The sequence below is a fragment of the Paenalkalicoccus suaedae genome, assembly GCF_006965545.2.
GTDB classification, from domain to species: Bacteria; Bacillota; Bacilli; order Bacillales; family Salisediminibacteriaceae; genus Paenalkalicoccus; species Paenalkalicoccus suaedae.
The window spans coordinates 3,475,785-3,487,994 of sequence record NZ_CP041372.2 but is presented as its reverse complement, the minus strand read 5'-3'; the positions used below and the strand labels follow the sequence as shown (position 1 = coordinate 3,487,994).

The window sequence follows — 12,210 nt, the reverse complement described above, 5'->3', positions numbered from 1 at the left end:
GCAGACAGCGCGAAGAAGAATGCACACCAGTAAGGTGGAAATGCGCGCCGCGGATGTGGAAATGCAAACAGCCCAAATATCTGCACAAAACTACACTGAAATCAGAGGGTCTAGCACATCGAACTTACAGCAAGCCCTTTAGCAATTAGAGTTTATAAACAGAATAGAAGAGAAATGAACAATATACAAGTGCAAAAATCGTTCTCCTCCGGGCCTCCGGAGCGAAGGCTGGCGACTCCTAGAGAGCCCTTCCGCGAAGCGGAAATCCTTTCGAACGGCCATTGGTTTGGCCGATCGAAAAGCCATCGCAAGCCCTCTCAGGAAAGCGCCAGCCGATAGCGCAGGAGGACCGGAGGTACTGCACTACACCCGCTGGAGCTTCCTAACAGAACCCCCTACAACTCCATACATCTCCCGGAACACTTCAAACATCTTCCTATACACCTCATGCTTCTCCATATCCGGCACCACAACACCCTTCATCGGAATCGACTGCTTGATCGCACGCAAGTCTGTCACTTCACCGACCGCATACAAACTCACCCACGCCGCACCCCATGCCGAGCTCTGGTGGGATACCGGCAGGTGAACCTCTCTGCCGAACATATCGGCGAGCATTTGCACCCATATCTCGGAGCGAGCGAAGCCGCCGTTTGCGTAGAGCTTCTCTGTTTCACCCGTTAAAGCTTCAAGTGATTCTGCGACGCTTAAAATCGCATAGAGCACGCCTTCTAAACCAGCTCGAGCCATGTGGTGGCTTGTGTGCGTGCTACATAGGCCAATAAATGCGCCTCTAGCAGATGCGTCCCAGTGAGGCGCACGTTCGCCGTTTAAATAGGGGAGAAACAAGAGTTGATCCGCCCCAGGCGCCACTTGGTTTGCGGCATCAATTAATACGTCAAAGGGGTCTTGCTGTGTTTCTAAAGCGGCAGTCAATTCGGCGTGGCCGATAGTGTTTTTAAGCCACTCTAATACGTTGCCACCGTTGTTTGTTGGACCGCCGAGCACCCAAAGATCGTCGGTAAACGCGTAGCAGAAGACCTCTTGACGAGAGTCGGTGTGAGGAGCGGCGGACATTTGTCGGATTGCGCCACTCGTGCCGATGGTGATGGCTGTTTCACCCGGGTTAATCGCGCCAATGCCGAGGTTTGCAAGCGGACCGTCGCTACCGCCAGCCACAAATGGCGTGTTTGGATCAAGTCTCATTTGTTCTGCTATATCGACATCAAGACCTGTGAAAAGGTGGGTAGCTGGGACGGGACGCGATAGCTGATTCTCCCGAATGCTCGCTAGCGAGAGCGCCTCCTCGTGCCACTGCCTCGTATAAATATTGAATAGCCCCGTTGCCGACGCGATCGAATAATCGACGGCATCCTCGCCAAACCAGCGCGAGGTGAGAAATTCCTTAATAGAAAGAAATTTTGCTGCCTTCAAATAAGGCTCGTACTTATTTTCCTGCATCCAAAGAAGCTTTAGTAACGGGGACATGGGGTGGAGCGGTGTCCCGGTTGCAAGATAAATGCGTTCGCCTATATCGGTCGCGCGTAGCTCATCCGCGAGGGCCGCGCTACGCCCGTCAGCCCATGTGATAGAAGGGGAGAGGGGCGTGTTGGCGGCATCGACGCAGATGAGCGAGTGCATCGCTGAGGAGAGGCCGACCGAGATGATCGCCTCTTTATCGATTGCGCTACGCGTCATCGCGGTATGAATCGCCTCAATCGCTGCGGCCTCGATCTCGAGCGGATCCTGCTCGCACCAGCCTGGCGCTGGATGCAAGGTAGCATAGCCCACTTCTGCTTCTGAAACCACATCGCCGTGCTTCGTAAAAATAACGGCCTTTGCGCTTGTCGTGCCTATATCAAGTCCCATTACATACTGTTTACTCATAGCTACGTCCTTTCCCTTTACATTCTGGTTCGTGAAATGGCTTGTCGCATTTTCGTAACAGATTCTTGCATTTGTTCCTTTTTGCGAATGCTAACGTTCACATAGAGTGCGTCGATTAAACTGAGCTGCGCAAGGCGCGAAGCGAGTGCTTCGGAGCGGTACTCGGTTTCCTCAGAAAGAGTGAATAGGGCTACGTCGACTTGCTCGCTTAATGGTGATTTGGCGAGCGAGGTGATCCCGATTGTAGGGACACCGTGCTCCTGCGCAACTTCTAGCGTTTGTAAAATGTCGCGATTGGCACCCGAGTGTGAAATGAGTACGACCGCATCCTTGCTTGTAAGCTGCGACGCAGACATCATTTGTAAGTGGGAGTCGCTGTAAGCCGCTGACGGGATGCCCGTGCGAATAAATTTGTGATGAGCGTCCTGCGCGATCACGCCGGAGCCTCCGTTCCCGTAAAACTCGATACGCTGTGCGTTGCATAAAATATCGACGGCTTGCTTCATCTTATCGGCGTCCATCACCGATAGCGTGTCCTCAAGCGTGCGAATGTTTGATTTAAATACTTTTTCTGCAATGCTCTTCTCATCGTCATCCTCATGAATCTTTTCGTGAATATCCTTCACATCATTCACGACCTCAGAGGCGAGCGCGATCTTCATCGCCTGATAGCCCTTAAATCCGATTCTTTTACAGAAACGAAAGACGGTAGCTTCCGCAACATTCAGGTTGTCGGCTACTTGACTAATGCTCGAGTGAATTATTTTTTCAGGATGCTCCATGATGTAGTCGGCAATCACCTTTTCTTTTGCACGAAACTCATGGTATGAGGCCTTAATACGATGTTTACAGAGGCCTTGATCGAACTGTGACATAGCACATCCTCCTATACTTTCAATGTATTTTCTATCAATAGTATAAGTCATTTGAAGAAATAAAAAAATATTTTTTCTTAAATTAGTATTGAAAAAGAAAATTTTTATCCTATAATAGGTCGTAGAGGAAATAATATTTCATTTAATGGACACGAGGAGTGAGCTTATGAAAATTGGATTAATCGGACTCGGCAAAATGGGGTTTAATCTCGGATTAAATCTACTCGATCACAAGCACGAAGTCGTCGCAAACGACGTCAACGAAGCCCAAGTACGAGCGCTTCAAAGCGAGGGAGCAATTCCGGCAGCAAGTATAGAAGAAACGGTGCAACAGCTAGAAAGCGGCAAGCGTGTACTCTGGCTCATGGTACCTGCAGGAGAGATCACGGAGGATCTTGTTTTACGTTTAAATGATCTGTTGGACGCAGGGGACATCGTCATTGACGGCGGAAACTCGAACTACAAAGACTCGCTCCGTAGAGCAGAGCTATTAAAGGAAAACGGCATACACTTTGTCGACGTTGGTACAAGCGGTGGCGTAAACGGCGCTCGCGAAGGAGCCTGCATGATGGTTGGCGGCGATACGGACGTTATCAAGCAAATCGAGCCTATCTTCAACGATGCCACTGTTGAAAACGGGTACCACCACGCTGGCGCACCAGGAAGCGGACATTTCCTAAAAATGATCCACAATGGTATTGAGTACGGCATGATGCAATCCATTGCAGAAGGCTTTGATATTTTAGAAAAGAGCCAGTTTGACTTCGATTACGAGCAGGTCGCAAAAGTATGGAATAACGGATCGGTTATCCGTTCATGGCTCATGGAGCTTACGGAAAACGCATTTTCCAAAGATCCAAAGCTCGATCAAATTAAAGGCGTCATGAACTCATCGGGAGAAGGCAAGTGGACGGTAGAGACGGCACTAGATCTTGAAGTACCAGCGCCAGTCATCGCGCTTTCGCTTATGATGCGCCATCGTTCATTAGAGGACGATACGTTTACAGGTAAGGTAGTGGCGGCGTTGCGTAATGAGTTTGGTGGGCATGCGGTTGTGAAGAAGTAGAGTTAATCAAGAGCTAACTAGTTAGTGCAGCTCTACGAGCTGTCAGCCCTTCGGACACTCTACGACATCCATAGACCGTGTTGTCTTCGCGATCTGAAAAGCATAACAAAAAGATTGCGGTTTGTTGCGAGCTTTTTGAGCTAGCCTTGCAGTTAGAAAGCAGTGGGTGATATTCCCGCTGATTTCATGCTAGCGGTGGATGCTTAACTTTAAAGGAGAATCTTAGCTCTTCGAGCTGTCAGCCCTCCAGACACCCTACGACATCCATAGGGTCAGCGTCTGAGCCTACTCGTCAGGCAAGTTCGGCCTTCCTGCGTGGTCTCATCCACTGACTATTCCTATGGATTGTCTCCGGATGTCCTCCGGGTCTGCCAGCTCTCTGAGCGGGTTGATAAGGTACTGCTTGTTTAAAACTAGTTATACGTTATATGTACGGACGGGAGCTCTTCTATTTTTAGGAGGGTTCTTTTTTGTGTTGGGGAAGGTATGCATACGGACAGGGTGGAAATGCACGCGGAGGACCATGAAATGCAGACGGTTAAAATAAATGCACATGGGCAGGGTTGAAATGCAGGTAGCGTGAGCGTGAATGCACACCAGCAGGGTGGAAATGCACGTCGCGAGCCTCGAAATGCAGACGGACAAAATAAATGCACACGACCGAGGGTGAAATGCAGACTGCGCGAGCGTGAATGCACACTGGCAAGGTGGAAATGCACGTCGCGAGCCTCGAAATGCAGACGGACAAAATAAATGCACACGACCGAGGGTGAAATGCAGACAGCGCGAGCGTGAATGCACACTGGCAAGGAGGAAATGCACGCCGCGGACCGAGAAATGCATATGGTCAAAATACATGCACAAAACTACACTGAATTCAGAGAGTCTAGCACATTGAACTTGCAGCAAGCCCTTTAGCAATTAGGTTTTAAAACGGAATGAGAGAGAAATGAACCGCCTAAATGAGTGTGAAACTTATAGGAGAATGAAGAAGCTTTCTCCTCCGCTTCTACAAATTGAAGAAGCGGAGGAGGGCCTGTCCTTGACCTTGATTTTGACTTCGGTTCGCCGTCGGACTTAACCCTACAGCATAACAAACCGTTCACCTCAAGGAAGGTACCTTTTTCATTCCATTACTAACTAAGACTTAAACTGCTCAATTTGCTGCTTTAGTTGCTCACTTGATTCCTGTAGATCTTCTGCAGAATAGGCAATTGTTTTCAACGCGTTCAGCTGTTCTTCAGCGGATGCACTTACTTCTTCAGATGCTGCAGCACTTTCCTCTATGACTGCAGCAATATCAGCAATAGATGCCAACACTTCTTCTTTATTTTGTTCAATGCTTTTTATCCCGTCAGTCATTTGTGTAACAAGTAGATTCATTTCATCATTGCGTGAGGCAATTTCTTCGAAGGAAGCAACCGTGTTTTCTGTAATAGTAAACTGCTCGGTAGAAAGCTTTCTAGCACTTGCCATTTCCGAAGAGGCAGTAGTCGTTTTCCCCTGAATCTCTTCCATCGAACTGCGGATATGACCAGTAGCATTGGAGGTTTCTTCTGCAAGCTTGCGTACTTCATCTGCTACGACTGCAAATCCGCGGCCGTGCTCACCGGCGCGAGCAGCTTCAATAGAGGCATTTAATGCTAAAAGATTTGTCTGCTCTGAAATAGAAGCTATTGTTCCAACAATGGAGGAAATTTCGTCCATACGTGCTGATAGCTCCTTTACGACATCCTCTACACGACCGATCATGCTATCTGTTTGTTTAGCTTTTATTTGCAATAGAGATGTCTGTTCACTGCCAGCTTGATTTGTCGTGTTTACTTCCTGTGCTTGCTTATTTAATGAGACTGTAATGGCGACAAGTCCAGAGAGCTGATCGGAAAGCTCTGCTGTTTTTTGTGCAGACGATTCTGCTGAGCTCGCTGCATTTGTTGCACCACTAGCGACATCCTGAATCGCGCGGGAGATTTCTTCGCTAGATGCCATCGTTTCTTCAGAGACCGCACTCAGCTGAGAAACAGCATCTGCAGAAGTATGCACCGATTTGCGGACAGAATCCACCAGTGCGCGCAAATTAGTAACCATCGCGTTAAAGCTTGCGGTCAGTTCTCCGGTTTCATCATTGGCTTTTATAGAAAGATGTCGCGATAAATCACCTTTGGCTACGTGTTTCACTTCTTCATTTAGTGCAAGAATCGGCTTCGTAATTCTTCCAGCCAATAGGAACATAGCAGCCGCAGTAAGTAGTAAGAGGATACCTGCAATGATCGCGATATTGCGGAGCAACGAGTTTAATCCGGCATATACTTCTGATTCTGGTAGAACGAGACCGAGCGTCCAACCGTTTTGATCAAGTTGGCTGTGAGATACAATAGCATCTCCCTCTAAAAAAGAAGCTTGTACAGTACCATCATTGATGAAGTTACCACTTATTTGCTCAAGAACAGGATCATCAGCAAGTGTCGTAGCCTCCGGATGAGCGAGAAACGCTCCTGTATCATCCATTAAAAATGCCCAGCCATCCTCTCCCACTTCAAGAGTTTCGGCTATCTGCTGAATTTGCGCTGCGTCCATGTCGGCAGAAATAACTCCGCTAAGTGCTCCATCAGGACCGTAAAAAGGAATGCTCGTTGTGACCAAAACTGTATCCAATGCTTCATCGTAATAAGGCGTTGTCCAAGAAGCTTGACCTGCTTCTGTACCAGTTGTATACCAATCTTGTGAAGGGTAGTCATATTCGGCTGTGTTATATTCATCTGTATAGACAATTGTTTCCCCGTCTTCATAGCTGTAAGGACCAAAATATTCAGTCTCTTCCTCATACGTAAACGGCTCAAACCAGACACCGATGCCAAACGTCGCTTCGTTTAATTGCAACAAACGCGCCTGCAACGCTGCATAGTCTGCTTCTTCGAGCTCAGAGCCTTCCTCTCCGATTATTTGGGCGAGTGTTTCCCCCAGTCGCTGATGTTCTGCAAGCTCCCGCTCCATTTGTCCAGCGGTTTCACCTGCCTGACGCGCAAGGCGCTCCTGAATCTGGTCCTCAATTTCTCCTTTAGCAAAGCTATAGCTTATGGCTGTTATAAAAAGCACCACCACGATCATAAGCGGAATAAAACTAAGTAGCTTCGTTCGAATCGATAGCCTCATGACTCACCCTCCCCGATATTCGTTCTTTTATTTATATCGGAAAAGTGGTGGTAAATCTTGATGGACTTTGTGAGGCCTTAATTGGGTAATAAAGGTTTTTAAAGATAATTTTAGTGGCATTTAAATTAATCCTCTTTTTTAAGGTGTTAAAGAAAATGAGTGCGAGCAAATTTTTCGATATATCAACATTGGATTTCCCCAAAGTCTATTTAAAAAGTTATAAGCTTTAAATTTCTTTCAAAGCTATGCAACGCTCTAACGCCTAGTAACCTACTAATAAAAGAGTGGTTAGTTGTATAAACCGTTCCACTCCGGTGCTGCACCTGCCCTTGACCTACAAAATGGGAAGACTGTTCTCTTTAGGGCAGTAAGTCCTGCACTCGACCTACAATATAAATGAAACCCCTTACTAAAAAAGCTTATCCTCCTATTCCCACCTCTACTACCAAATGGTAAACTATACTTCGGGTACCAAAGTATCCGACAACTAACAACCTTGGAGGGATTGGATGAAGAAGCTTACCATGGGTGCCATGTCAGCCGCGTTACTCGCAGCTACGGTCGTACCTACAGCAGCATCAGCAAACACCGAAGTGACGCCTCAAGATGACACGCATACACTTGCGATCATGGGGACAACAGACATTCACGCACATCTTATGCCGTATGATTACATGACAGATGAGCCCAACAATACATATGGACTCTCTAAAGTCATGAGCGTAGTGGAGGAGCAACGCGAGAAATTTGCTAACACACTCCTTATTGACAACGGAGATATCGTCCAAGGAAGCATTCTAGGAAACATGGAAACAATCTTAAATGACCTGCCAGAGGGCGAGGTTAATACAATCATTCAAGCGATGAACTATATGGACTATGATGCAGCAGCGCTTGGGAATCACGAGTTCAACTTTGGTTTACCGATTTTAGACCAAATGATTGAGACTTCCGACTTCCCGTGGCTTGGTGCAAACGTTTTTGATGCAGATACAGATGAACATGCTTATGAGCCTTACGTGCTACTTGACCGGGAAGTCGACGGCGAGCAAATTACCGTTGGTGTTACTGGTTTTGTCCCTCCACAAATTATGATTTGGGATAAGATCCACCTCGATGGCAACATTTACGTGGATCCGATCGTGGAGACGGCGGAGCGCATTATCCCTGAAATGAAGGAGCAAGGTGCCGATATTATTATCGTCGCGGCTCACTCAGGACTATCTGAATCCGATACGTCGGGAGAAAATGCTGCGCTTGAACTGACCAAAGTAGAAGGCATTGATGCTCTAATTACGGGACATTTACATTACGACTTCCCAGGAGATACAGCTAGATTTGCCGATTATGAAGGGGTAGATCTCGAGAAGGGTACGATCAACGGTGTACCGACCGTGATGCCTAGCTCGTGGGGGCGCTTGCTCGGAATGATCGAGCTTGAGCTTACGCACGACAACGGGGAGTGGGAGGTTGTTGATGGCATGGGCTACAACATCTCGACTGCTGACTATGAGCCGCACCAGGGGATTGTGGATATTGCGCAGGACTTGCATGAGCGCACGATTGAGTACGTGAATGGTCCTGTGGGTGAAACCGCGCGTGAGATGAACACATATTTCGCTCGCGTGATGGATAATGCCGTTGTACAACTTGTAAATGAGGCGCAAATCGATTTTGCCAACACGTTTGTGTCCGGCACGGAGTACGAGTCGATGCCGATTCTTTCGGCAGCAGCCCCATTCCAGGCCGCACGATTTGGTCCAGACTATTACACGAATGTCCAAGATACGCTTGCGATTCGTGACGTAGCGGACATTTATATTTACGATAATACGCTTCACATTGTGAAGGTCAATGGCGCTGACGTGCGTCGTTGGTTAGAGTATTCAGCTCGTCAGTTCAATCAAATTGATCCGACTGAGACGGATGCACAAAACTTAACAAACTTAGATTTCCGTGGCTTTAACTTTGATGTCATTGAAGGTATTGAGTACGAGATTGATGTAACGAAGCCTGTGAACGAGCGTATTGTAACGCTTAACTACAATGGCGAAGCAGTTGATACAGACGACGAGTTCCTTGTTGTAACGAATAACTACCGTGCTTCTGGCGGTGGGGATCACCTTCTTGGCGCAGAAAGCGTAGAGGCTGTGTATGAGGGTACAGAGGAAAACCGTGAAGTTATTATTGAGTATATCCGTAACGAAGGCACAGTAGATGTCCTGCCTTCAAACAACTGGCAGATTAAGCCGTTTGAAGCAGCGGGTCCTGTGACGTTCCAATCGTCTCCTGATGCAGAAGCGTACATTGCGCGCGCTGGTAAGGAAGACTTTATCACGTACTTAAGCGAGGACGCGCAAGGCTTTGGCGTGTATGAGTACAACACGCTTGCGTCTCACTTTGATAGTGAGCCTGCGCCAGGTCCTGGAGTACCAAATCCTTTCTCTGATTTGGAAGAAACAACGTCTGGTTTTTCTTCGATGATGTGGGCGTATCAAGCTGGCATTATTAACGGACACGAAGACGGCACGTTCCGTCCAAACGCAAGCGTATCTCGTGCTGAGGTTGCTACGATGCTAACGCGCGCGCTTGAATTACCGTTTGATGGTGACAAGCAATTCCGTGATGTCGTTCCTGGATCGTTCTTTGAGGACTACATTCAGGCAACGGTTGCAGCTGGTGTCTTCAACGGCATCTCTGACACAGAGTTTGCACCACGTAACCCAATCCTTCGTGGACAGGTTGCAGCGACATTAGTACGTGGTTTTGATTTAGAGGGTACGTCTGAGACTCCGTTTACGGATATCGACGGTTCGTTCTATCAGGACTATGTAGAGACGTTGTATGCTGCTGGTGTAATAAGTGGGGTTTCGGCTGCGGAGTTTGGGACGTATCAAGAGTTGACGCGTCGTGACTTTGTGGTGTTGCTTGATCGTTTGATGAACTAAATGGGTGAGGCTTCTCCTTTTGGAGGGGCCTTTTTTATTTTGTAGGTCAAGGGCAAGGTCAAGTGCGGTCACCTTTCGGTGCCCCTGCGCGGCGTGCGCTACTACCTGTGGATGCTAGCTCAACTATTTTGCCCGTCCAGGGGACGTGCAAAAGGATTTTCGCTGCGCGGAAGGGCTACCACTGGTAGTACGCTCCCGCCGCTTCGGGGCACCTACGGTTACAGTGAATTAGTTGTTAAAGCTCCACTTTTTTGTTGAGGGGCACGAGGCGAGAGGTCGTTGCCTCGCTTTTTAAAAGCTTGAAAGGAAGTAACGCATAAATTATTTATAGGTCAAGATCAAGAGCGGGCACCTGCGGTTACGGTATATTGTAGGTAAAGCCCTACTTTTATGTTGAGGGGCACGAGGCGAGAGGTCGTCGCCTCGCTTTTTAAAAGCTTGAAAAGAGGTAACGCACAAGTTAGGAGAAGTAATCGGCAAAAGAAGTAATGTGTAATTATGAGAAGTAAGGCGGATGTTGCTAAAACGAACGCGGAACGGGCGGGAAACAGCACGGAAGTTGGTTAAAGTAATGTGTAAAAAAGAAGTAACGTAGAAATGTGGAGAAGTAATGTGCATACGGAGAGAAGTAATACGATACCAATTAGAAGTAACGCACAAACTAGGAGAAGTAAGACGGAAGTTGCCAGAACAAACGTGGAACGATCGGAGAACAGCATGGAAGCTGAATTTTACCGATCAGCTTTCACTAATTAATGAGCGGTTTTTAGAAAAGAAACTAAAGCAGGCAGACTCGGAGGACATTCGGAGACAATCCATGGGGGAGAGAGGTCTTTGAGATCCCGCAGGAGGTGCTTAGGGGGAGGCGACAGCCGCTCCCTGCCGACGAGGAAGCTCAAAGACCGGTCCCATGGATGTCGTAGAGTGTCTGCAGAGCTGACTGCTTTTATTAACTGAGGCTCGGAGAGCTGATCTAGACTAGTTGGCAATTGATAAATTTGCTCAAAGTACTGTTTGGAGCTAGATGATACTTAAAATGTTTCGCCATCTATCCAAAGAATGCCTAGAATTATTGCTAATATGAGAAGAATACTCACCAACATTCCTAATAGAAAAAGCATACCGTTCCTTACTTTAGCGTTCATAAACCCCCCTCTCAAATATTACTCCTATTAAATCTCCAACCTTCCGGGTTGAAGCTCGGCCTCGTCTTTGAATATTTCGATGATTATATATACTGGGCCGGCTGAAAACAACACGGTATGATAGTCCGTTTTTAAAAGAATGTTTGTAGGGTCTTGGCTATATGGTTTTCCCTCTGTGTGAGGTAGATGAAATGAGTATAGCTTCATTTCATTAACATCTCCAAACGTATTAAGACTAGCAGTTTGGATATGGTGAGTAGCATAGTAGACTTCTTCAAAAGGTGATCGAGAAGGAGAATAATGATGGTTTTTATTAAACGGCTTCTCTGCGTAATTGACAACAAACGTGTCTACTCCATTGTGATCTTCGTCGGGCTGAAGGAGCACGAATGTTTCTTCGCCAGTATTAGGGTCATATAAATGTATTTCGACATCTGCATAGGAAGTTGCTTCTACGTAACTATCTTGTCTTTGGATGTTCATCAGATCAGAGTAGACGCCTTGTACGCGCAGTCCTTTTAAGTCTTTTAAGCGCATAGGGTCCTTCGGTTTTTTTAGAAGCTTGCTGTCTTCAGTTAGTTGCTTATGTATGGTAGCTCCGAGCTCAACTAAGCTGTCGTTTGAGGAGAGTTCGTTCTCCTTTTCTGAAATGGTGACTTGGAGGTTGACGGGATAGGCGTTGATGGTGATGATCGATTCGGTTGTTCGCAGCACGATGGTTGTTGGGACTTCTGTAGGTGACTGCTTGTATTTGTAGAGGTGCACGTCGACGATTGGATCGGTTACATCCAATCTCGAATCTAGGATGTGATAGTAGGGGAACCGATCGTAGGCCGTATTAAGATTATGCGTGAATGGTGACGTGTTAAAACGAATGCTAAACTCGTCGTCTCCGTCCGCATTTTCGTTGTACGAAATGAGCGCAAAATGCTCTTCCTTTGTCGCGGTGTCCAACCAGTGAATCTCCAAGCTATCCGTTAGTAATCGCACCGACTGATCCTTGTTAATCTCGATCGCGATCGAGTTCGAGTAAATACCTTGAATGTGCTTGCCAATCATGTTTTTTAAACTCATCCTACCCCTTCTTTCTGTGAAAATATGAGATTAGTTTGACTATTGGGTTTGACCATTGTAAC

General features: G+C 47.2%; 7 protein-coding genes. 3 read left to right on the top strand and 4 right to left on the bottom strand.

Translation table 11 applies throughout. The annotated features are described in order from the left end of the window. Nucleotides 1–363: 363 nt before the first annotated feature. Nucleotides 364–1,887, bottom strand: a complete 1,524-nt coding sequence (locus tag FLK61_RS17800) for a gluconokinase (protein WP_176010694.1) — start codon at nt 1,885–1,887, stop codon at nt 364–366. 17 nt (nt 1,888–1,904) lie between these two features. After that, the gene (locus tag FLK61_RS17795) at nt 1,905–2,762 is read right to left on the bottom strand and encodes a MurR/RpiR family transcriptional regulator (protein WP_176010693.1); all 858 of its coding nucleotides are present in this window, start codon (nt 2,760–2,762) and stop codon (nt 1,905–1,907) included. A gap of 166 nt (nt 2,763–2,928) precedes the next feature. Between FLK61_RS17795 and gnd the strand changes: the two genes are divergently transcribed. Beyond that, nucleotides 2,929–3,828, top strand: coding sequence for a phosphogluconate dehydrogenase (NAD(+)-dependent, decarboxylating) (gene gnd, locus FLK61_RS17790; RefSeq protein WP_176010692.1), 900 nt, complete (start codon nt 2,929–2,931; stop codon nt 3,826–3,828). A gap of 1,140 nt (nt 3,829–4,968) precedes the next feature. On the opposite strand, the gene FLK61_RS17785 is transcribed toward gnd, so the two are convergent. Beyond that, nucleotides 4,969–6,981: a methyl-accepting chemotaxis protein gene (locus FLK61_RS17785; protein WP_176010691.1), complete on the bottom strand. Its 2,013-nt coding sequence runs from the start codon at nt 6,979–6,981 to the stop codon at nt 4,969–4,971. A 509-nt stretch (nt 6,982–7,490) separates the two neighbouring features. Between FLK61_RS17785 and FLK61_RS17780 the strand changes: the two genes are divergently transcribed. Together FLK61_RS17780 and FLK61_RS17775 are read left to right on the top strand one after the other, a co-directional pair. Next, nucleotides 7,491–9,929 (top strand): bifunctional 2',3'-cyclic-nucleotide 2'-phosphodiesterase/3'-nucleotidase, encoded by a 2,439-nt coding sequence (locus FLK61_RS17780; RefSeq protein WP_176010690.1) that lies wholly within the window; start codon nt 7,491–7,493, stop codon nt 9,927–9,929. Nucleotides 9,930–10,539: 610 nt separating this feature from the next. Continuing rightward, nucleotides 10,540–10,767, top strand: coding sequence for a hypothetical protein (locus tag FLK61_RS17775; protein ID WP_176010689.1), 228 nt, complete (start codon nt 10,540–10,542; stop codon nt 10,765–10,767). A 334-nt stretch (nt 10,768–11,101) separates the two neighbouring features. On the opposite strand, the gene FLK61_RS17770 is transcribed toward FLK61_RS17775, so the two are convergent. Continuing rightward, nucleotides 11,102–12,148, bottom strand: coding sequence for a hypothetical protein (locus FLK61_RS17770; RefSeq protein ID WP_176010688.1), 1,047 nt, complete (start codon nt 12,146–12,148; stop codon nt 11,102–11,104). Nucleotides 12,149–12,210 lie beyond the last annotated feature (62 nt).